Source organism: Moorena sp. SIO3I8, assembly GCF_010692325.1.
Taxonomy (GTDB): Bacteria; Cyanobacteriota; Cyanobacteriia; order Cyanobacteriales; family Coleofasciculaceae; genus Moorena.
Window position 1 is genome coordinate 1 of sequence record NZ_JAAHHW010000052.1, and the last position, 21440, is coordinate 21440.

Here is a 21440-nt window from a genome sequence, read left to right on the forward strand (position 1 = left end):
AACCCGAACTACTGTCTTATGCCAAGACGAAAGAAAACATTCCCGTGTGGCCACAAGGGGTATGGTAAAACATGCCACCGATGTGATCAAAAAAACCGAGCACGGGAAGAGAAAAAACAGCAAAAACGGCAGTGGGAGTCTAGTTTTCAAGATGATCCCATTGACTTAAAAAACCTTCCTACCCATGTGGTGGTCAAAGCCCGTGGGATAATCGCTGGTTTGGAAAATCACCAGGATTACAGAGAATTTGGTGGCAAGCGGCTGCGCCACAACCGCTGGATCATCAGTATTCCTGTAACGCGCAACTACCGAATGATTTGTCACGACCAGGGTAGCTTATTAGTTCCTCACGCGGTTTTGTCCCACGAGGACTATAATGTTGGTAAACCAGGTGGTTAGTTATTAGTCACTACTTATTAGTTTTAAGTTATTAGTCACTACTTATTAGTCTTCAGTTATTATTCATCAGTTGGAGAGAGACCTGGAAAGGTTATATGCTGAAGGTAGAGATAGCTGGTTGCCTGAAAACCCATGCAAATTTATCTGGACTATAGCGCCAACACACCACCAAGCCCAGAAGTGATTACAACTATGCAAGAAGTGCTTACCCAGCAGTGGGGTAATCCTTCCAGCTTACACCAGTGGGGTCAGCGAGCGGCCATTGTACTGGAACGAGCTAGAATACAGGTAGCTAGGTTAATCAATGCACCAGCAGAATCGATTATATTTACCTCTGGCGGTACTGAAGCCGATAACTTGGCAGTGATGGGGGTTGCCCAAGGCTACAAAAAACCCCAGCATATGATTATTTCTAGTGTAGAGCATTCTGCGATCGCTCAACCAGTAGCCTGGTTGGAACAGTGGGGTTGGCAAGTGACTAGGCTACCAGTGGATTCACTGGGACGGGTCAATCCCAGTGATTTAAAAGCTGCCCTACAGGCAAATACAGTTTTAGTCTCCGTCATCTACGGTCAAAGTGAAGTAGGTACGCTCCAACCTATTGATGAACTCGGACAAATTGCTCGTCAACAGGGTGTCCTGTTTCATACCGATGCAGTTCAAGTAGCCGGACGGCTACCTATCGATGTTCAACAACTACCGGTGGATTTGCTGTCGATTTCCAGTCACAAAATTTATGGTCCGATGGGAGCAGGGGCACTGTATATCCGCCCTGGTGTGGAGTTAGTTCCCCTGATCTCCGGTGGTGGACAAGAATCCCGATTGAGGTCTGGAACCCAGGCGGTGCCAGTAATTGCTGGGTTTGGCATGGCAGCAGAACTAGCAGCAGCGCAAATGCTAACAGAGACACCTCGGTTAATTCGATTACGCGATCGCATGTTTGACCAACTCGCTGATACTCCCAATCTCATTCCCACTGGTTCTCGAGACTATCGCTTACCCCATCACGTTAGTTTCTGTGTGACTTCCCCTGGTGAGGGTGTCACTGGAAAAACTCTAGTGCGCCAGTTTAATCAGGCTGGTATTGGGATTAGTGCAGGTTCCGCTTGCCACAGTGGTAAACTGAGTCCGAGTCCGATCTTGTTAGCAATGGGTTACAGTGATACAGCTGCTTTGGCTGGAATTCGGTTGACACTGGGGCGAGATACCACAGAATCTGATGTAGATTGGACGGTGATGGTACTCAAGCAAATTTTAGAACGACTGATGCCACAACCAACATTATCCACGGTCTAAGTTAAAGTCTAACTTTGCTCAAAAAAGGCTCAATTGCTCCTATGGGTAGGGTTGATTGGGTGGGATTAGTGTGGCGAGACATTTATATTTGAAGCCATTAATATTAAAGTCTTTGATAAAGACACATACGGACAGACTCATGAGTGAACTTCCTTTGAGCTTAGAAGATGCGATCGCTCAAGCTAAACAAGCGACCAAAGCCGCCCTAGATGACGGTCAAACCAGGGTACAAGTGGAGTTGGTCTTTCCAGAAATTGCCCTACAAGCCCAGTCAATCGCCCAAGCATTTATTCCGATATTTGAGCAGTATGGCTCCGGACTGAAAATCTTCTTTCCTGATACCGGTGCTTCAGCCCTTGCCCATCGTGACTGGGGAGAGGTACCGTTTAAAATTACTGATGTTGGCACCAGTCGCTCCCCAGCAGAAACTAGAATTGATGATGATGACCAGCTTTTCTTGCTAGTGGGTCCGTCTGCCGTGGAAGTAGCCCAAGTGGAAAAGATTTGCAATTTGGCTGGGGATCGCCCTTGTGTGATCCTAAATCCTCAGCTCGAAGATGTCTCGATTGTAGGGATTGGCTATGCCGCACGTCAGTTACGCGATCGCTTCCTGAAAACCCTGGAGTCTTGTTATTATCTGCGACCCTTTCCAGGAGGGGCTCTATGGCGTTGTTACCCTTCTGTGTGGCAAGTATGGCTAGAAATCGATCATGAGTATCAGTTGGTGACTGAAGAACCCAGCAAACCGACAGCAGAGGCTATTGAGCAAATTATACTTAAGGCAAGTCTAGTTAACACAACTAGCCCAGAAGATTCTCAAAGTATACCATCTGCCCAAAAAAAACAGTCGTTATTCTCAGGTATCCAGAAATTCTTAAATGCTCTGAGTCGTTGAACTTACAGTTGAACTGAGATCAGAAAAACGTTATTAGAAATCTAGCTAGCGAGGCCAGAAAACCTCGTCTGTATAGATCCGGGAGTGTTAAGCTACCTCTTGGCTAGTTAGTGGGATGAAATTTTAGAACTATCATGGAGGGAACCGGCGAACTGGCCAAGGCAAAAGGTCAAAAATGTGCGCGTATGTGGAATTAATGCTTTCCGAATGTCTAACAACCTAGATGCTCAGCCACCAGAAGTAATCAAAGACGAATTTAACCTAGATAACTTCCTAGAAGATATACCTGATATAGAGGAAGTGGAAAAAGCAACTACTGATATCATCCCATACCAGACCGATGATGCTGGAGAACCGAAAGTTGGCATGGAAGAACTAAATAGCTTAGCTGATATCTTTGAAGGTCAGACCCCTGATTTGGATCAAACCTGGCAAGAAGAAGAAATTATCGCTCCAGATAACCAGCAGTTGTCTAGCCAATCAGACAATTCTATCACTACAGACGAACCACAGGATTTATCTGACCTGATTAAAGAACTTGATGAGTTGGACATTCCGGAGGCAGCAGAGTCTACCGAGGAAGATTTACTCAGTTTGTTCGATGAGGAATTTCCAGAAGAAGCAGCCTTTGAGTTACTACAGTCAAGGGAGTCAACTCGAAAGGATAGTCAACCTAACCTTACTCCAAGCCTGACAGATAAAGACCTTGAAGAATTACTTTCTTTTGGGAGTAGTGAGGGAAGCCTAACTCAAAAAACTAACCCAGCGGACGAATTAAGTAGTTTATTTGATGATACCTTTTTTGAAGAAAATAGCTCAAGCTCGGAAAGTACTCCTCCCACCAAATTAGATAGTTATGGGATGGGCAAACAGCAGCCTATCCCACCAAGCACCCCACACCCGGACCCCACCCACACCGACCTGAATGAAGATTTCAATCTGGTCAATGACTTGGAGCTGATTCCAAATCACCCCCCTGCAAACCATGAACAGCCAGCAATTAATTCCCCATCAACCACAGGGTCTCCAAAGCCCACCTCGACTTCAGATCGACCCAGTGAGCCGTCTACACCCACTCGTAGTCCAACTGTCAAAGGAAAAAATAGAAAATCCCATCCCATAAAATCAAACAAATTACCAGATTCATCACCAAAACCATTACCAACAACCCAAGATCAATGGCAGCAATTAGAGCAGCTGTTGGCAGAAGCTACCGCACATTACCAAAACGTTGATTTTGACAGTATAAAACCTCTGGATGTGACCTTACCCACTGCTGAGGTGGGATCAGAGCAGAAAAGAATATTTGATGAACTAGAACTCCTATTAAATGAAACTAGTAGCCCTGAACCTAACCACTCCCTAGACCAAGAAACCCCGAAAACCAATCAGGTGGATTCAGTAGAGGATGACTTTAAAGAAATCGAGCACTTGCTAGAGCAGGCAAATCAAAGCATCTCTGCTATCCCAGGAGGGATGAACCAGGATCTGTCTCGCCAAACAAGGCGTCCGAGGTCTAAGCTATTTGAACAAACCATGCGGGTACCGGTTAAACAACTGGACACCCTGAGCAATTTAGTGGGAGAACTGGTGGTTGGTCGCAATAGCTTAGAGCAAGATCAAGAACGGCTGCGGCAATTCTTAGATAATTTATCCCATCAGGTATCGAGCCTCAACGATGTGGGTTTGAAAATGCGGGACTTGTATGAGCGAACCCTGCTGGAAAATTCCCTATTGTCTAGTAGTAGGATTTACCGCACTACAAGCATCCAAGAACGGGAACAAGGAAACCAGAATTGCACCAGCAAAGAAGACTATCACCCCCTGGAAATGGACCGCTTTACAGGCTTCCATTTGCTATCCCAAGAGATCATTGAGCTGATTGTCCGGGTTAAGGAGTCGGCATCTGACATTGAGTTTTTGGTGGATGAAACCGACCAAGTAACTCGTACCCTCAGACAGGTAACTAATCAACTCCAAGAAGGACTGACGCGATCGCGTATGGTGCCCTTTGCCCAGGCAGCAGACCGCATGCCCCGTGCAGTCAGGGAAATTTCCTTGCAGGAAGGCAAGGAAGCCGAGCTACACGTTGAGGGGCGGGAAACCTTGATTGATAAAATGATCTTGGAACACCTCTATGATCCTATGACCCACCTGGTCAACAATGCCATTACCCACGGGATTGAGCTACCAGAGGAACGGCTGGCTGCGGGGAAGCCTAGGGCGGGTAAAATCACCCTCGGGGCATTCTACCAGGGAAATCAGACGGTGATTTCCATCTCGGATAATGGGGGGGGCATTGATCCAGATCGAATTAGAGCTAAAGCCCTTGAAAAGAATCTCATTTCCCCAACTGAGGCAAAAACCCTGAGCGACTTGGAGTTGTTCAATTTTATCTTCCACCCTGGGTTCACCACTGCTGAGAAAGTGACTGATACCAAAGGTCGAGGGGTAGGCATGGATGTGGTGCGCACCTGCTTAAGTGAAATTCGGGGAACTATTACTATCGACTCTACTCTCGGGCAAGGAACCACCTTTACCATTCGCTTACCCCTGACCCTGAGTATTTGTAAAGCCCTCTGCTGTGTAAGCGATCGCGCCAGAATTGCTTTTCCCATGGATGGGGTGGAAGACATGCAGGATGTCTCCCCTGACTGCATTCAGACCAATTCCCAAGGTCAAGCCTTTCTTCAATGGCGGGACACCCAGATCCCATTCAAGCCCCTCTCAGAGTTGCTGACCTACCATAGCCAACTCAGCCGGGCTAGTGTCTATGGCAGCCAACGGGAAGACAACCTGATTTCTGTGGTGGTACTGCGCAGTACAGGTAACATGCTCGCCGTAGAGGTTGATCAGGTATTAGGGGAGCAAGAAATTGTTATTAAGCAAATCGAAGGCCCTGCACCCAAGCCAGTAGGCATTACCGGGGCGACCGTCTTAGGGGATGGTCGAGTGATGCCCATTGCTGACGTTCTAGAACTGATTGACCTTGCTATGGGTCGGATTCGTAAAGATGGTGGTGTTGCGATCTGGCAAAGGATGGAAACTCCAACCGCCAGCGGAGCCGAGGTCAATCTGATCAAATCTGATCCCATGGTGTTGATTGTGGATGATTCAATCACAGTCCGTGAACTCCTTTCTATGACCTTCAGTAAAGCTGGTTATCGGGTAGAACAAGCCCGTGATGGTCAAGAAGCCTGGGATAAACTCCGGTCTGGTTTGCCTTGCGAGATCGTATTCTGTGACATTGAAATGCCCAGAATGGATGGTCTAGAACTGCTATCTCGCCTTCAAAAAGACCCAGATTTGTGCGAAATCCCCCTGGCCATGCTCACCTCTCGTGGTGCTGATCGACACCGGAAAGTAGCTGCTGATCTCGGTGCTAGAGGCTATTTTACCAAACCCTATCTAGAAGACGTGTTACTAGATGCTGCCCAACGAATCAGGCAAGGGGAAGTATTGTTAGCTCGAAGTAATCAATAGAGGTAATCCCAACAGGTAACTGCGGGCAGCATCTTCAACCAAATCATCCCAATGCCAAAGCAAAGACCATGACCAGACCTGGTTAGGGTAACAATACCTGTGGAGGATCGTACTTTTCGGGATCTAGAATCGGGGAATGGGAATTATGGATTGGGTACTTTAAAAACTAAGCTAATGACAATAAAAGCGTTTGACTTGAATTCGCATCAAAATACGGCATCGGGTAAGACAGGTCGGTTTCGCAATTGGATAGTGGGGTTCACGAAAAAACCGATCTCTCTCAATTCCCCAGCTTCCAATCCCCATTTCCTCATACCGTTGATGACACTATCGTTGTGGGGACTACCTATCCTATCAGGGTTAGCTGCCAAAGCCTCAGATATCCCACTAAAAGTGGGAGTTGTGCAGCGCTTTGGAGATGAACCAACTGACAAGCTCACCCTGAAAGCTGCCCCGGACGATCAGCTAACCGTCAAATTTTTAGGCGGTGATATGCAACCGAAAACCAAGCAGCTTAGCAGCCTTAAGCTGGAAATAGTCAATAAACCGTTACAGCAGCCCCAGATCGAAGAGTACGTGGTCTTGAGTAACCATGGGACCTTTGAAACTGCAGAAGATAGTGCCAATAAATGGCGGGAAAAGGGGATTGAGGTGGAAGTTGCCAAGCCTGACCGCTGGCAGGTGTGGGCAAAACGGAGTGTTTATCAAACGCCTTTATTGCGACGTCTACTGCTAGCAAGTATCAAAGCCAAAGGTGATACTACTGCCTATATTGATACTAATGTTGTCACCGAGGTGCCCCATGCTTCCTTTGTGATTGGTAACTATCGCTACCATCGACGGGAAATCGATATTACTGCTGGTAAAAATCTGATCTGGGTTAGCAAAGGAGAAAATAACCGTAGGACAAGACTTTATCCTGGTAGTCTACGCATCCAGCCCAATGCCTATGGTGACTATACTTTAGTAAATCAGGTACCTCTAGAAAGCTACTTGCGGGGTGTGGTACCTCATGAAATTGGAGCTGGAGCACGCTATTCAACCGTAGCTGCTCAGAGCATTATTGCTCGCACCTACGCCTTGCGGAACCGACGCCGATTTAATGTTGACGGTTACGAACTCTGTGCGGATACTCACTGCCAGGTTTATTTCGGAATAAATCAAACCAATCCAGTGGCTGACCGTGCGATCGCAGCCACTAAAGGTCTAGTGCTGACCTACAACAATGAGTTAGTAGATGCCCTGTATTCCGCTGCAACTGGTGGAATCAGTGCGCCTTTCAGTGATGTTTGGAATGGGTCAGAACGTCCTTACTTAAAAGCAGTGGTAGACTCCCCATACTCCCTCTGGAATTTGTCACAAAAATCCTTAGCAGACGAACAAAATTTCCGTGAGTTCATGAACTTGAAGCAAGGATTTAATGAGACTGACAATAGTTACTTATTCCGCTGGAAGTACAACAATAGCTTAAAACAAGTCACCAGCCATTTACAACGCTATCTCAAAAAAACCAAACATCCCCTTGCCAACTTCACTACCATTGAGCATATGGAAGTGGTAGAGCGTTCACCAGCAGGACGAGTGCTGAAAATGGCGGTAACAACGGATCGGGGTATCCTGGAGCTGAGTAAAAATGAAGCCCGCAGCGCCTTTGGTCCTCCCCGCAGCACCCTCTTCTACGTAGACCCGATTTATGACAAAGCCAACCAAACCCTCAAAGGCTTCGTGTTCGTAGGTGGCGGCTTTGGACATGGGGTTGGCTTCAGCCAACACGGTTCCCAAAATTTAGCTAAACTCGGTTGGTCCGCAGAAAAAATTCTCAGCTTCTATTATCCTGGTACTCAAATTCAGCCTTTGAACAATTCTATTATCTTCTGGCAAAATGCCAGCGCACTAGTAACACCCTAGTCTAATCAAGGGTAAAAGGGGGGAGAAGGGGAAGATACGGAAGAATTTCAGGAAAATTACCTCCTTCTCCTCCTTGATTTAGCAATAAGCGCGTGATTTCTCCATCACCCTATTACCTAATCATCTCATCACCCGATTTTCGGCGATGGGGAAGTAAAGAGCTCAAAGAGTAAAACACCCAACTTGTAAGCTCTGTTACTTCCCCTCTGTTATTAGTACTTATAGTAGTACTTAGTACAGTGCTTCCTCTTGATGAGTAGTGATCGTGCAATCAGAAGTGGGGTAGGCCACACAGGTCAGAACGTAGCCAGCCGCAATTTGCTCATCATCCAGGAAAGATTGGTCTGACTGATCAATAGTACCACTCTCTATTTTGCCAGCACAGGTAGAGCAGGCACCCGCACGGCAGGAATAAGGCAGATCTACACCTTGCTCCTCGGCAACGTCGAGAATGTAATCGTCCTCAGGAACGTCAAGGGTTGACTCGCCATCTGGTGTTTTCAAGGTGACTTTGTAAGTTGCCATGTTTTAGTAATCCTCTCGATTTAAAACAATAGTAGAGACGTTGTGAGTATACGGCAAAAGCCTATCCTTTGGTTCAAGGAGCTTGGCATGCTTATTTTTACTCCATCTCTGATACTACGGGAAAACTCTCAGTAGATTAAGACCGATTAAGAATGAAAGGCTTAATCCCCAATTCGATAAGTTTTACTTATATATTTTTCACAAGTATCTACACCAGAGAGTTAGCTGTAAAACCGATCCATGAAAATGCTCTAATATCTAGGTTTAACAGGTTTTTTAAAGATCCTATCTCCCTCAGATAACTTTGGCAAAATCCTTAGGAATTTATAATTAGAAATACTTATCATTACCATCCAAGACCTGTATCCACACATGGGGTAATGTGGTGATGGATTGATCGATAAAAAGGTATCTCACCTGCCAGGCTTGAGATCAGTTTTGCGGTATCATGGTAAGTTTGCAATGACCAGCAAAAAAGGAACAGAAACTGCAATGGCTCAGATGTATTACGATACCGACGCTAACCTAGACCTACTGGCGGATAAAACTATAGCTATCATCGGCTATGGTTCTCAAGGTCACGCCCACGCCCTTAATCTTAAAGAAAGTGGTATGAATGTGATCGTGGGACTGTATCCAGGTAGTAAGTCTAAGACGAAAGCTGAAGAAGCAGGCTTAACCGTCCACACAGTGGCTGATGCTGCTAAAGCGGCTGACTTGGTGATGATCCTGCTGCCCGATGAAGTGCAAAAAACCATTTATCAGGCAGAAATTGAGCCAAATCTGACCGAGGGTAATGTTATTGCCTTTGCCCACGGCTTCAATATTCATTTTGGTCAAATTGTTCCCCCAGAGTTCGTAGATGTGATCATGGTTGCTCCCAAAGGTCCAGGACATTTGGTGCGGCGCACCTATGAACAGGGAGAAGGGGTACCTTGTCTATTTGCTGTTTACCAGGATGCCACAGGCCAAGCACGCGATCGCGCCATGGCTTACGCCAAAGGAATTGGTGGTACCCGTGCCGGGATTCTTGAAACTACCTTCCGGGAAGAAACAGAAACTGACCTATTTGGTGAGCAAGTCGTATTGTGTGGCGGCTTGAGTGAATTGATTAAATCCGGATTTGAGACCCTAGTCGCTGCTGGTTATCAACCAGAATTGGCCTATTTTGAATGCCTTCATGAAGTCAAACTGATTGTTGACCTAGTGGTGGAAGGTGGTTTAGCTAACATGCGGGATAGCATCTCCAACACTGCTGAATATGGTGACTATACCCGTGGGCCAAGGATTGTTACTGATGAAACTCGCGCCGAGATGCGTAAAATCCTCAAAGAAATTCAATCAGGTCAATTCGCCCGTGAATTTGTCTTGGAAAATCAGGGAGGTAAACCGGTCTTCACTGCTATGCGCCGTCAGAATAAAGAACATCCCGTCGAGGAAGTTGGTAAAGACTTACGCGCTATGTTTAGCTGGTTGAAAAAAGTCTAAGCATTCTTGACCGTTGACGGTTTACTATTAACCTTTTAAATCAAGACCTCTTAAATCAGGACTTACTTATAATCAGGACTTACGCTATGACTCTACTTGTCGGATGGAGAAATAACTCATATGTGGCGTAAGTCCTGTAAATTCTAGATTTTATAGCAGTCGAAGTCAAGGTTCAGACATATTTCTGTTCCCTGTTCCCTATTCCCTGTTCCCTTTAAAGCAAAATAGTATGTCCTAAACTATACTTCCGTTGCTATAGTGGGAAGATTATTAATCCAAGGGTTTGCTGCTTCCAACTGAGCCGCTAATGCCAATAGTGTTGCTTCTGATGCTGGAGGTCCCACTAACTGAATTCCTACAGGTAAACCCTTGTCATCAAAACCAGCAGGAATTGCGATCGCAGGAAGTCCAGTAGCATTAAATGGTGGACACGGTCCAATCCAATTAATAATATTCTCCAAGGTTTCTTCATAACTCAAATCGTCCCATTCTCCTACCCGAATCGGTGGATGTAAATAAGTAGGCAACACTAGCACATCATAAGTGTTAAAGAATCCCACAATTTGACGGGCTATAATTTGTAGCTTAGTCACCGCTTGTAAGTATTCCCCAGCAGTACCGGATTGTTCAGCAATCCAGCGATTAATCGGACTTAAGGCTTCTAGGGGAATTCCTGCTGACGTTACCCCAGCTTGCCATACTGTCTTAAACGGTTCTACTATGTCACTGAAATCTGGACAACCCCGTTCAACCAGATGTCCCATCCCTTCCAGTCGCTGCACCGTTTCCAGCACAATCTTTTCACATACAGCTGACGCTTCTCCCATTGGTTTAATCGATGTGGCAAAACTAATCCGCAAATTATCCAGTTGTTGATGGGTAGCCTCTAGAAACGATATCTCTGGGTCAGGTAACCAGTAAGGGTCTCCAGTAATATAGCCAGACATCACATCCAGTAAAGCAGCTGCATCAGCTACCGTCCGTGCCATCGGACCAATACTAGCAATACCACTTTGAAAGTCTCCTACTGGAGCGGAAGAAATACGACCTCGTGTCGGTTTAATCGCCACCAAACCACAGCAAAAGGCTGGACCGCGTAGGGAACCGCCACCATCGGAACCTTGGGCAATGGGAGATAAGCCAGCTGCTACTGCTGCAGCTGAACCGCCACTAGACCCCCCTGGTGTGTAGTCCAGATTCCAGGGATTGCGAGCCGGTGGAAATCCTGGGGGTTCGGTATAGGGTAAGGAACCCAGTTCAGAGGTAGCGGTTTTACCTAAAATAATGAATCCAGCTTGCTTGATGCGGGTGATTACCCCATCATCATAGTTAGCAATATTGTCTTTGAGGGCAGCAACACCAAAGCTACAAGGGAGTCCTTCTACAGCCCTGAGGTCTTTAATCGCAATCGGTACACCAAAAAATGGAGGGAGTTTAGAGGTATCGGTAGTTTGGGCAAGTTGTTCGGTTTTGGCTTTAGCATCCGCAAGTGCCATCTCAGACGCCACAGTGAAGTAACTCCCTAGTTGGGGATTTAATGCTTCGATCCGTTCAAGGTAGAGTTGGACTAATTCCAGGGGTGATATCTCACCCTTGCGGATCAGTTGGGCTTGGTCTAGAGCTGGAGTAAAGGCTAGGTCAACTTGATTCATAATGGTTCTTTGCTATCAAGGGATGCTAATTTCTCAAAAAAAATGCCTAAGAGTATTGCTAGGCAAAACTTTTAGGCATTCAGATGCTAGTTAGTAAAAACTGAATTATTAAAATCTCAAAGCTATACAGAGTAAGACTTTGAGAGACTTTTTGTTAAACGTTGCTTAAATCCTAAGGATATAGCAGCTTAGGGGGTTAACCCAGACCCTAGCTGTCTTAAGATTAATTTTATTTAGACGCTATTATACCACTTAATTTTATAAATTGGTATAACACATCGTCAAATCCTGGTGATTTTCCGGAAGTTTCCGAAAAATACTGGCCAGGTTGCAGCTACCAAAGAGCCAGACTTCTTCGTTAATCTAGGAATTATACCACTTCACCGCCTCAATACACAATATGCCTTCACCCTTTCCTGGGATGAATCCCTACCTGGAAAAACCTGAATATTGGTCACAAGTCCACAAGTGGCTAATTGTCCTGATTGCCCAAAGCCTGAACCCCCAACTACGTCCGAAGTATCGGGTAGCAATTGAGGAAAGAGTCTACAACGCTACTGGTGATGATTCGATGCTAGGTAGAGTGGGCATCCTGCCCGCCCGAAAAGATCATGTAGTCGTTCAAAGTTCTCAAAGCAACCACCAAGAACCCTCAGCTCTGGTTACCGTTGCTGCTCCTAGGGTCAAACCAATGAAGATTGCTCTACCGATGACTGAAACGGTTAGGGAGTGGTATTTAGAAGTGCGAAAGGTAGAAACTGGCAAAGTAATTACTGTTATCGAAATTCTTTCTCCCAAAAACAAACGGTCTGCAGAAGGGCGCAGCACTTATGAAACCAAACGGCAAAAAATCTTAGATAGCTTAACCCATTTAGTGGAAATTGATTTACTGCGTCAAGGAAAACCGATGGCTATGAATACTCAAGCCTTCCAGAGCCACTATCGCATCGTAGTCAGCCGTTCTCAAGAACGTCCCCAAGCGGATTTATATGCCTTCAATCTCCCCCAAGCAATCCCTTCGTTTCCTTTACCTCTCCAACCAGGCGATCGAGAACCTACCGTTAATTTACAACAATTATTACATAATCTATACGACCAAGGGAGTTATGATTTAGCGATTGATTATAGTCAAGATCCGCCACCACCTTTATCGACCGCAGATGTAGCTTGGGTAAAGCAAGTCTTGATTGAATAGTAGCCTGCAGCTGGTTCTAGATTTGAGTAATATCCAGTCCGGTTAATCCCTTACGAAATAATCCCTAATCTTAAACTACCAATTACTAATTATATAGTACCCATTAGTAGGCAAAGTATAGAATAATTAGTCAACCGGACATGATATAATGTTATCATGCCACCTTAGAGGATATCTGAAAAGTTTTTTTATACTGGATTTTGCCCCCCTAGCCCCCCAACTTTGGGGGGAAAAAGAGTCAATTTTATTCTAAAAGTCCCCCAAAATTGGGGGATTTAGGGGGCTTGGATGTAGCAAATGAGACTTCTCAGACAACCTCTTAGTTATATATTATTGGTAATAGATACTAATAACTATGCAGTTTCGGACTCATAACAACTATGAAATTACTGAGCTAATAGCTCAACAACCTTCGTCGTCACCTGCACCGCAAATAAATAAAAGCACTAGAACAAACGTGCAGTCAGACGATCCTATTACCATTATCATTGCTTTATTTAGTTTACTTGTATCTATAGCTGTAGCTTATACATCAAATTTCAGGAAAGCTAACCTTAAGCTGTCTTTGGGAAGAAACATTATATTTTTTCCTACATACATTACTGTCCCAACTGGTAATAAAAATATTGTCGGATTAGGCTTCAATCTTCCCATAACTTTCTACAATTGGAGTCCTCAAGGAGGAACCATTCAACGGATTCGTTTAGTTGTTGGCAGAAAAGATAATGACAATTTTTACGACATGGCATGGACTACTTTCGTTAAAATCGAGAGTGCCGGAAATTTTCAAGATGAAAATCTAGCTCAACCGATTCCAGTACAAGCACGTTCTTCAGTAAATAAAATAGTTCGGTTCGATTGGAGTCCTGAATTAGGAGGAAAAGAATTTGATTTACAAGTTGGCAACTACGAGTTGAGGATTTATGGATGGACACAGAATACACAAAAACCTGACTTGAAGTACATGGCTTCTTTTAACCTTAAGGATCAACATTATCAACAATATAAAGACAACATAGCTGCTAACCTGACTGAATCGATCTGGGTGTCCCTAGACGAAAACGAAAAACCCAATCAGTTTGTGTCTAAACACACGATTGGTGTGCTTTACTCTAAAAAGTAAGTGTTTCATTAATCAAGGAGAACATTTTATTATGCCTGGAGATAGCAAGATATTCGGTTTCAATAATCTTAGTAAGAGTGTTTATAACGCTGGAAATATAGGAGGCATAGCTGAAAATTCTGTAACTGCTGATCTATCAATAGCCAACGAGCATAAGCAAACCCTAGTTGAAGCAGCAGAAGAAATCCAACAACTTCTAGACCAAGTCTCCCAGACTAATCCCACTACAACAAACAAAGAGAAGATTATAGTTGTAGGTGAAGTTGTTGACAAAATTGAGAATAACCCAACACTAAAAGTTAAGGTAATCAATTCCCTGAAATCTGGACGAGTAGATGCATTCAAGGAATCGATTGACCATCCGCTAGTGAATATTCTGATGGCGACTATTGAAGGGTTGGGGGAGGTAGAGTAACAGCTTAGGATTGTTGCAACACTCTACCATAGTAGACCTTAGCGGGGAATTAGGATAGGGTAGCGATCGCCTCAATAATTCCCCATTATCTCAATGAGTATTAGACAAAGTAGACTGGTCTGGTGGACAGTGATAGTATAATTAAAATTGCTTCGTATCCTGTCAGTAAGCTTCAGAATCCTTATAGTTTTTGCAAGCAAGAGGTTTACTTCAAGGTATGTCCTGATCAACCCTCAAACTTTTAGTGTTGAATCTTAATAATTATATCCTTCAGGTATATCTTCCTCTTCCTTGATTAATTTCATGCCAGCAGTTTTAGGGTCAAAACCTTCAGGAAATATGGTGGGACAAGGATAGGTAATGTAAAGTCTTTCACATGCAGCTTCCGATGTTGTTTTGTCTGAATAAAGTGCGTCTTGTAAATTAGCTGCCGATAAATCAGTTCCTTGTAAATTAGCTGCCGATAAATCAGCTTCCTTTAAATTAGTTCTAGATAAACGAGCTTGCTGTAAATTAGCTCCTGATAAATCAGCTCCTGATAAATTAGCTTTAAATAAAATAGCTTTCTGTAAGTTAGCTTCCTCTAAATAAGATTGCTGTAAATTAGTTACTAATAAACTAGCGTTATGTAAATTAGCTGCATCTAAAATAGCTTGTTGGAAATTAGCTCTATATAAACGAGCTTTCTGTAACTGAGCTTCAGATAAACTAGCTCCCTGTAAATTAGCTCTATATAGACGAGCGTCTTGTAAATTAGCTTTAGATAAATAAGCTTTCTGTAAATTAGCTTTATATAAATAAGCTTTCTGTAAATTAGCTTCAGATAAATTAGCGTCTTGTAAAATAGCGTTAGCTAGGTTTGCACCAGAGAGCTTGACTCCTCTCAAATAAGCCTTTGGAGCCTCTAAACCCTCTAAGCTCTGTCTCCGCCAGGTCAACCAAAACCAGGGAATACGCCTTGGTCTTGAGTTTAGGAATTCCAAAGCTTCTATTCTGCCGCCACTGCCAGCTTGGTCATAGGCTGCTGTAACTACTTGCCATGCCTGATAAACTTCAGCATTTCGTCTATCCTGCTCACCACCAATAAAGACAATCACACCAACAAGTAGAGATAGATTACCAATTAGTCCTAAAATTTCTAGCAATGCTAATCTATTCAGATAATCCAGAACAGGCTCTAAAAACTTTTTTTCTATGCTGATGAAAGTTTGATGGCACTTGAACAAGGCTAACGTCAAAGGATTTTTAACAATTTGCTCAGCTTTATCCCAGTCTTGCTCCGCATCCCCTTCCCCTTTTACGAGTAGGCGATTTTGGTAAAGTTTATAGGCTATTTCTTCAACCTTTTGGTAATGATTTTTAGTTGACGAAGGGGTTAGAGAGACTTTGATTTGATTAAGAATTTGATTCAGCTTCATGATTGCCAACTCGGGGAAAACCCTATATATTTGGCTTATTCGTGGGCTTCTAAATCAACCCAATTGTCTGCTCCACAAATTACTAGACAAAGCGTAATGCTAATAATAGCAAGCACTAACAGTATTTTGGTTCGGTTTATTTTATCCCGTTTCCTAGTAAGCGTGAAGCACACTTCAATTTTATTCCCTGCTCCCTACTCCCTGCTCCCTAAAACCCACTCCTACTGAGTACCTCATCCAATTCAGAACTGCTATCATGACACAACCTTACCTTAAAGCTATCTATATCTACCCGATTAAATCCCTAGATCGGATTGAACTCGAAACCGCCACTCTTCTCAAAAGTGGTGCCCTAAACCATGACCGGGAATTTGCCCTATTCGATCAGCAAGGTAAATTTGTCAATGGTAAGCGCAATGCCAAAGTCCACTTGCTGCGGTCGGTCTTCGATATCCAATCCCAATTGCTATCGCTACAGATTCAGGGCACAAACCAAAACATTACCTTTCATATTGATCACGGGCGAACTGCTCTGGAAGCTTGGTTAAAGGATTACTTCGATTTTCCAGTTAAAGTAGTGCAGAACACCAGCACTGGTTTCCCAGACGATACCAATGCTCTTGGTCCTACTATTATTAGTAGCGCTACCATTGAAACCGTTGCTTCTTGGTTTCCTCAGATAAGTCCTGAAGACATACGACGTCGGGTTCGAGCCAATCTAGAAATTGGAGGAGTTCCCGCTTTCTGGGAAGACCAATTGTTTACCGAATCAGGAAAATCTATTCAGTTTAAAGTAGGGGAGGCTTTGATAGAAGGAATTAATCCCTGTCAACGTTGTATTGTTTTAGCACGAGACCCTCAGACCGGAGAAGCTACTGGTAATTTCCAAAAGACTTTCATGGCGAGACGCAAGGAAACCCTACCATCCTGGACAACCAGCGCTCGTTTCAATCATTTCTACAAATTAAGCGTGAATACAAACGTGCCTGTTTCAGAAGCCGGTAAAGTGTTGCACCAAGGGGATCCCATCGAAATCCTGAAGGTTAGTCAAGGTTGACTAGGCTTTTTGCAGAAGTCAGTAGAATTGACGCAAACGGTGTCTTGATGCAGCGCTATAATCCCAAATTGGGTTCAAATCCCAAAAAGCGATCGCTTATAAACAAAGTGGTTAACCTAAAGTGATATCAACTGTCAACCCTAAACCGTGAACTTTCAACACCAATCAATATGGGAAATTTTATTAAATAAAACTTTTTGACTTTTTTGCGGATTCGTCGCTCTGGAATTGAAGTAGAGATTTAGGTACATCTGAACAAACAGAAGCCAGACAAAACCTCTACCTACCAAATGTTTAAACCTCAGAGCAATGAATCATCAGTGGAACAATGTATTTGTGAAAGTCAGCACCTGGCTAGTGGCTGAGATCATCCTAAATTTGATTGGTCTAGATGACCTCGCCGATTACAGCGAATTCGTCTTCGATAAAGAGGTTTTAATCTCAACATCTCACCATCAAGTCTCACGGGTTTTCCCCCCTCGTCACTCCCAAGGCTTGTTTTAAGAGTTTCCCCTCAACCGTCAAGCGTCAACAAATTCTAACCTTATAGCACTACCCATTAAAGTTAGGACATTAAAGTTAGGACATTGATACAAGCTTAAACGCTAATGCACGTAAACTTTTGCCTCTTGTCTCTTGCCTCTTGCCCTTGCGCGTAGGGCTATATTACTGAAGACTGATCGCCAAGCAACCCTACGGCAACCCCTCAGGCTAAAAGACTTCAGCCTGTGAAGTACCCCAACCTGCTTGACCTTTGGTCACGCTACGCGAACGCTGAGGTTGGGGCTTCCAATTCTCAGGTCAACTCAGGGACGGTTTTATTCGTCTTTTGGGCTTCCCGCGCGCGTCCCCGACGCCTCAACCAGAGGCGCGCGCCTGCTGGAATTGGTCTTACTCAGCGTCCACAGGCAGACATCCGCCTTCTATCGACGTATAACTTTTACGACAGACTCACCTTGGAATTACAGCACTATGGCCAACCAGCCGGGGTTTGTCTCTTCCCGGAGACGAAACCTTAGTAGAGTGGAGCCTTTATGGTTGGTCGGCTATGCATAAAAGGGTTAAAACTGTTTGATTAAGGCTCCACTCTACTTACGGTAACTTCAAACCCTGAGCTCTGAAGCGTACTTTTACACCTTGAAGGTAGCCTTTTAGTCAGTCAGGCGGGTCATCGACCAACATTATTTTAGCACGAATCGTCATAAGTTGTCGTCTCGCTATCCATCCCCACCGTGAAAGACGGTGGGGATGGATAGCGAGTTTTGTTAATCAATATTTAATCATTATGGAGCTAAGCGGATTCGAACCGCTGACCCCCTCAATGCCATTGAGGTGCTCTACCAACTGAGCTATAACCCCGCAATTTTATAGTCCATCAACTAGTATACCTTGATAGCTCAGCTAAGTCAAGTGGTTTGAGAATGAAATTATCTCGATCAGTAGAATACGCTGGGAGACTGAGCCATTTGGGTAATATACCCCATACAGCTGTTCATCAGAAAATAAACTACTAACATAGCTGCTGCTGACATGGCTACTAAGGTACCAGCCAGCATCAGAGAGAACTCTTGGGTATCAAAGGCTTCCTGCATCAGGTGCAGTGACCAAGCCACCAAGGCGACATCAAATATTAGAATTATCACCAGCATTTTTTACAAAAATTAATATTGCATCCATATTTAGTTTAGCAGCTATAAAAATCGCTGCAAACCATTAAACTACTTAATACTACACAACAAAACTTAAATATTTCGGAAGAATAATCGATTAAGCTACTATGGCAATCGCACCGGAACTTGGTGCTGGTTCAAATAGGTTTTAATTTCAGATACACTCAGTTGCCCGTAATGCAACAGGGAAGCTAGTAACGCTGCTTCGGCTTTGCCCTCAGTCAGAGCCTGATAAATATGATCGCAGTTGCCAGCACCACCGGAGGCAATCACAGGAATTTCCACCTGTTCAGCCATAGTGCGGGTTAGCTCTAAGTCATACCCAGCCTGGGTTCCATCCGCATCCATACTAGTAACCAGAAGTTCCCCAGCTCCCCGTTGTGCCACCTCTTTTGCCCATGCGATCGCATCAATACCAGTGTTCTCACGCCCTCCTCGCACGTAAACATTCCAACCAGGATTATCAGGATCTTCCCGACGACGAGCATCAATAGCAACTACAATGCACTGATTACCAAAGCGATCGCTGGCTTGATTAATAAAGTCTCGATTGCGTACAGCAGCCGAATTAATACTCACTTTATCGGCTCCTGCTCTTAATAATAATTTAATATTTTCTAGGGATTGGATCCCACCCCCCACCGTCAAGGGAATAAACACTTGTTCAGCTGTACGGTAGACTACATCAATAATAATGTCTCGGTCTTCATGGGTAGCAGTTATATCCAAAAACACCAGCTCATCTGCACCAGCATCATTGTAAACTTGTGCTAATTCCACTGGATCACCAGCGTCCTTAAGATTAACAAAGTTGACCCCTTTAACAACTCGCCCAGCTTTTACATCCAGGCACGGTAAGATTCTCTTAGCCAGCATAAGTAAACTAAGTATGAAGTATGAAGGATGAAGTATGACCCATGGCCATAACGTCTTTTAGACAACAGTACCAAAACCCAGATAGAGAACCCAAATCTAGCAAGAAGCGAAAAGGTCGCAGTAAACCCCGTCAGACGCAAAGCGATGGAGACCTACTGCTAGCAACGGCTACCGCTGAGGAAATTGGTCATCAGGAAGAGAGTATTAGACCGCAACGCTTAGCCGACTACATCGGACAAAAAGAACTCAAAGGAGTTTTGGAAATTGGCATTCAAGCCGCCAAAGCCAGAAATGAGGCCATGGATCACCTGCTGTTGTATGGACCACCAGGATTAGGGAAAACAACCATGTCGCTAATTTTGGCAACTGAGATGGAGGTGAATTGTAAAATTACTGCTGCACCTGCCTTAGAGCGTCCACGAGATATTGTGGGGCTTCTGGTTAATCTCAAGCCTGGGGATATCTTATTTATAGACGAAATCCATCGTTTATCGCGCATGACAGAGGAATTACTATATCCAGCCATGGAAGACTATCGATTGGATATCACTATTGGTAAGGGTCAGAGTGCCAAAACCCGTAGTATTCCTCTGCCGCAGTTTACCTTAGTGGGGGCAACCACCAGAGTAGGTTCCTTAACCTCACCCCTACGCGATCGCTTTGGTATGATCCAACGCTTACGCTTCTATGAGATCGATGAATTGAGTTTAATTGTAACGAGGACAGCTCAACTGCTCAAGGCAGCAGTAACGGAAGATGGTGCTGAGGAAATTGCCCGTCGGTCTCGTGGCACACCTCGAATTGCTAACCGACTCCTGAGGCGAGTGCGAGACTATGCTCAAGTCAAAGGCATTGAGCAAATTAACCAGGATGTAGCAGCTCAAGCCATGGAAATCTTTAATGTAGACCCGATGGGCTTAGATTGGACAGACCGACTGGTGCTCAAGGTAATGATTGAACAGTTCAATGGTGGACCAGTTGGTTTAGAAGCAGTGGCAGCCTCTACTGGAGAAGATGCTCAAACCATTGAAGAGGTTTATGAACCTTATCTGTTACAAATTGGTTTCCTGCACCGCACGCCTCGGGGTCGTGTCGCCACATCAGCGGCTCGGAAACATTTGGGCTATGAGTAGTTGTTAGTAGTTAGTAATTAGCTTCCGGCAAAAGAAGCCCCACAACGAACATGCGCAGCATGAGTGTGGGATGAATTTTGCACAGGGTCTCTTGGATTCGGCAAAGCCGACGCGGGGCGCGTTCGGGGAAACGAGCTATCAAGCTGTCTTAAAACTCAGACGAGGTCATCCCTCTTCGATTGGCATCTTGCTCCAGTTGTCTTTTTTCAAAATCGGTAATCCTAACATATAGTATAATATTACTAGGTCGATATACGAGAGGACAAGTCAAATGAGAATCGCGTATCAGTACAGGCTAAAACCGACAAGAGATCAGCAAACCAAGATTGATCATTGGTTGTCAATGTTGTGTGCTCAATATAACTATTTGCTGGCCGATCGGTTCAGGTGGTATGAAGAAAATCGCTGTTCAATTAATACTTGTCCGCTTGTATGTTACCTCCCGGAATTAAGGGATAATCCCGATTACTACAGTCAAAAAAAGACTCTTCCAAGTTTAAAAAAGACTCGCCCATGGTATAAAGACATCCGTGCGATTCGTTGGCTAGAAATCATACCTAAATAAGGTTTGGGGGATTAGCCGCTTGGTCTACTGAACCATGACAACTTGATAACCATGATGGTGTAAATCCATCCCTCGCGAAATCCGAGTGAAAGCCCTACCCTGATTTATGGACATAACAAACCCATGGATTGATGCAAGGGTTGAACAGCGAAGCATCCTTAACCTGACCGATGTTAGTAGCAGGCAGAGAACTCATGGGTACGAGAGAAAGGTATGTTTGAATCATCGTCATTGTAGTGTAGCGAAAGAAGGTTTGATACGCTACAGACAAAAAAGTCAACGGAGTTAGGATTACAAAGTTGGATGTCCTTGTAACGATTTCCCACATAACTCCCGGTGAAT

General features: G+C 44.4%; 17 protein-coding genes, 1 tRNA gene and 1 pseudogene. 13 read left to right on the forward strand and 6 right to left on the reverse strand.

The genetic code is table 11. From position 1 onward, the window contains the following. The first annotated feature begins 18 nt into the window (after positions 1 to 18). The 5 genes from F6K51_RS19680 (at position 19) to F6K51_RS19700 (ending at position 7981) form a co-directional block, all read left to right on the forward strand. On the forward strand, positions 19 to 399 hold the full coding sequence (locus F6K51_RS19680) for a hypothetical protein (RefSeq protein WP_293023259.1): 381 nt from the start codon (positions 19 to 21) through the stop codon (positions 397 to 399). A 132-nt stretch (positions 400 to 531) separates the two neighbouring features. Continuing rightward, positions 532 to 1695 carry a cysteine desulfurase family protein gene (locus tag F6K51_RS19685; RefSeq protein ID WP_293023199.1) on the forward strand — a complete coding sequence of 388 codons (1164 nt, stop codon included), beginning with the start codon at positions 532 to 534 and terminating at the stop codon, positions 1693 to 1695. A 139-nt stretch (positions 1696 to 1834) separates the two neighbouring features. Next, on the forward strand, positions 1835 to 2590 hold the full coding sequence (locus F6K51_RS19690) for a DUF1995 family protein (protein ID WP_293023201.1): 756 nt from the start codon (positions 1835 to 1837) through the stop codon (positions 2588 to 2590). 207 nt (positions 2591 to 2797) lie between these two features. Continuing rightward, the gene (locus tag F6K51_RS19695; RefSeq protein WP_293023203.1) at positions 2798 to 6073 is read left to right on the forward strand and encodes a response regulator; all 3276 of its coding nucleotides are present in this window, start codon (positions 2798 to 2800) and stop codon (positions 6071 to 6073) included. A 174-nt stretch (positions 6074 to 6247) separates the two neighbouring features. Continuing rightward, complete coding sequence (locus F6K51_RS19700) at positions 6248 to 7981, forward strand: SpoIID/LytB domain-containing protein (protein WP_293023205.1); 1734 nt, start codon at positions 6248 to 6250, stop codon at positions 7979 to 7981. Positions 7982 to 8212: 231 nt separating this feature from the next. Here the strand turns inward: F6K51_RS19700 and F6K51_RS19705 are convergent, their stop codons facing one another. Continuing rightward, a complete protein-coding gene (locus F6K51_RS19705) occupies positions 8213 to 8506 on the reverse strand; it encodes a ferredoxin (protein ID WP_293023207.1) in 294 nt (97 codons plus the stop codon). Between the two features lie 492 nt (positions 8507 to 8998). On the opposite strand from F6K51_RS19705, the gene ilvC reads away from it, so the two are divergent. Further along, positions 8999 to 9994 carry a ketol-acid reductoisomerase gene (gene ilvC, locus F6K51_RS19710; protein ID WP_075905891.1) on the forward strand — a complete coding sequence of 332 codons (996 nt, stop codon included), beginning with the start codon at positions 8999 to 9001 and terminating at the stop codon, positions 9992 to 9994. Between the two features lie 239 nt (positions 9995 to 10233). Here the strand turns inward: ilvC and F6K51_RS19715 are convergent, their stop codons facing one another. Beyond that, positions 10234 to 11646, reverse strand: a complete 1413-nt coding sequence (locus tag F6K51_RS19715) for an amidase (RefSeq protein ID WP_293023209.1) — start codon at positions 11644 to 11646, stop codon at positions 10234 to 10236. 400 nt (positions 11647 to 12046) lie between these two features. On the opposite strand from F6K51_RS19715, the gene F6K51_RS19720 reads away from it, so the two are divergent. From F6K51_RS19720 to F6K51_RS19730, 3 genes are all read left to right on the forward strand, one after another. Beyond that, positions 12047 to 12841: a DUF4058 family protein gene (locus tag F6K51_RS19720; protein WP_293023211.1), complete on the forward strand. Its 795-nt coding sequence runs from the start codon at positions 12047 to 12049 to the stop codon at positions 12839 to 12841. A gap of 457 nt (positions 12842 to 13298) precedes the next feature. Next, positions 13299 to 13964 (forward strand): hypothetical protein, encoded by a 666-nt coding sequence (locus tag F6K51_RS19725; protein WP_293023213.1) that lies wholly within the window; start codon positions 13299 to 13301, stop codon positions 13962 to 13964. A gap of 31 nt (positions 13965 to 13995) precedes the next feature. Then, complete coding sequence (locus F6K51_RS19730) at positions 13996 to 14379, forward strand: hypothetical protein (RefSeq protein ID WP_293023215.1); 384 nt, start codon at positions 13996 to 13998, stop codon at positions 14377 to 14379. A 254-nt stretch (positions 14380 to 14633) separates the two neighbouring features. Here F6K51_RS19730 and F6K51_RS19735 read toward each other — a convergent pair whose 3' ends face one another. After that, positions 14634 to 15797 (reverse strand): pentapeptide repeat-containing protein, encoded by a 1164-nt coding sequence (locus F6K51_RS19735; protein ID WP_293023217.1) that lies wholly within the window; start codon positions 15795 to 15797, stop codon positions 14634 to 14636. Between the two features lie 256 nt (positions 15798 to 16053). Between F6K51_RS19735 and F6K51_RS19740 the strand changes: the two genes are divergently transcribed. Continuing rightward, positions 16054 to 16854 (forward strand): MOSC N-terminal beta barrel domain-containing protein, encoded by an 801-nt coding sequence (locus tag F6K51_RS19740; RefSeq protein WP_293023219.1) that lies wholly within the window; start codon positions 16054 to 16056, stop codon positions 16852 to 16854. A gap of 309 nt (positions 16855 to 17163) precedes the next feature. After that, positions 17164 to 17358: a hypothetical protein gene (locus F6K51_RS19745; protein WP_293023221.1), complete on the forward strand. Its 195-nt coding sequence runs from the start codon at positions 17164 to 17166 to the stop codon at positions 17356 to 17358. A 782-nt stretch (positions 17359 to 18140) separates the two neighbouring features. Here the strand turns inward: F6K51_RS19745 and F6K51_RS19750 are convergent. The 3 genes from F6K51_RS19750 to hisF all read right to left on the reverse strand — a co-directional run bounded on the left by F6K51_RS19750 (position 18141) and on the right by hisF (position 19400). After that, positions 18141 to 18213: transfer RNA gene (locus tag F6K51_RS19750), tRNA-Ala, on the reverse strand. 77 nt (positions 18214 to 18290) lie between these two features. After that, positions 18291 to 18503 carry a hypothetical protein gene (locus tag F6K51_RS19755; RefSeq protein ID WP_008183028.1) on the reverse strand — a complete coding sequence of 71 codons (213 nt, stop codon included), beginning with the start codon at positions 18501 to 18503 and terminating at the stop codon, positions 18291 to 18293. 126 nt (positions 18504 to 18629) lie between these two features. After that, positions 18630 to 19400 carry an imidazole glycerol phosphate synthase subunit HisF gene (hisF, locus tag F6K51_RS19760; RefSeq protein ID WP_293023224.1) on the reverse strand — a complete coding sequence of 257 codons (771 nt, stop codon included), beginning with the start codon at positions 19398 to 19400 and terminating at the stop codon, positions 18630 to 18632. Positions 19401 to 19441: 41 nt separating this feature from the next. Between hisF and ruvB the strand changes: the two genes are divergently transcribed. Continuing rightward, positions 19442 to 20533, forward strand: coding sequence for a Holliday junction branch migration DNA helicase RuvB (ruvB, locus tag F6K51_RS19765; protein ID WP_293023226.1), 1092 nt, complete (start codon positions 19442 to 19444; stop codon positions 20531 to 20533). Positions 20534 to 20804: 271 nt separating this feature from the next. Then, positions 20805 to 21062, forward strand: a pseudogene (locus F6K51_RS19770) (helix-turn-helix domain-containing protein); the annotation flags it as partial. Positions 21063 to 21440: the final 378 nt, after the last annotated feature.

Excerpts from the sequence above, each read along its gene's own strand:
- F6K51_RS19680 (WP_293023259.1), top strand. The coding sequence starts at position 19 with ATGCCAAGACGAAAGAAAACATTCCCGTGTGGCCACAAGGGGTATGGT.
- F6K51_RS19685 (WP_293023199.1), top strand. The coding sequence starts at position 532 with ATGCAAATTTATCTGGACTATAGCGCCAACACACCACCAAGCCCAGAA.
- F6K51_RS19690 (WP_293023201.1), top strand. The coding sequence starts at position 1,835 with ATGAGTGAACTTCCTTTGAGCTTAGAAGATGCGATCGCTCAAGCTAAA.
- F6K51_RS19695 (WP_293023203.1), top strand. The coding sequence starts at position 2,798 with ATGTCTAACAACCTAGATGCTCAGCCACCAGAAGTAATCAAAGACGAA.
- F6K51_RS19700 (WP_293023205.1), top strand. The coding sequence starts at position 6,248 with ATGACAATAAAAGCGTTTGACTTGAATTCGCATCAAAATACGGCATCG.
- F6K51_RS19705 (WP_293023207.1), bottom strand. The coding sequence starts at position 8,506 with ATGGCAACTTACAAAGTCACCTTGAAAACACCAGATGGCGAGTCAACC.
- ilvC (WP_075905891.1), top strand. The coding sequence starts at position 8,999 with ATGGCTCAGATGTATTACGATACCGACGCTAACCTAGACCTACTGGCG.
- F6K51_RS19715 (WP_293023209.1), bottom strand. The coding sequence starts at position 11,646 with ATGAATCAAGTTGACCTAGCCTTTACTCCAGCTCTAGACCAAGCCCAA.
- F6K51_RS19720 (WP_293023211.1), top strand. The coding sequence starts at position 12,047 with ATGCCTTCACCCTTTCCTGGGATGAATCCCTACCTGGAAAAACCTGAA.
- F6K51_RS19730 (WP_293023215.1), top strand. The coding sequence starts at position 13,996 with ATGCCTGGAGATAGCAAGATATTCGGTTTCAATAATCTTAGTAAGAGT.
- F6K51_RS19735 (WP_293023217.1), bottom strand. The coding sequence starts at position 15,797 with ATGAAGCTGAATCAAATTCTTAATCAAATCAAAGTCTCTCTAACCCCT.
- F6K51_RS19740 (WP_293023219.1), top strand. The coding sequence starts at position 16,054 with ATGACACAACCTTACCTTAAAGCTATCTATATCTACCCGATTAAATCC.
- F6K51_RS19745 (WP_293023221.1), top strand. The coding sequence starts at position 17,164 with ATGAATCATCAGTGGAACAATGTATTTGTGAAAGTCAGCACCTGGCTA.
- F6K51_RS19755 (WP_008183028.1), bottom strand. The coding sequence starts at position 18,503 with ATGCTGGTGATAATTCTAATATTTGATGTCGCCTTGGTGGCTTGGTCA.
- hisF (WP_293023224.1), bottom strand. The coding sequence starts at position 19,400 with ATGCTGGCTAAGAGAATCTTACCGTGCCTGGATGTAAAAGCTGGGCGA.
- ruvB (WP_293023226.1), top strand. The coding sequence starts at position 19,442 with ATGGCCATAACGTCTTTTAGACAACAGTACCAAAACCCAGATAGAGAA.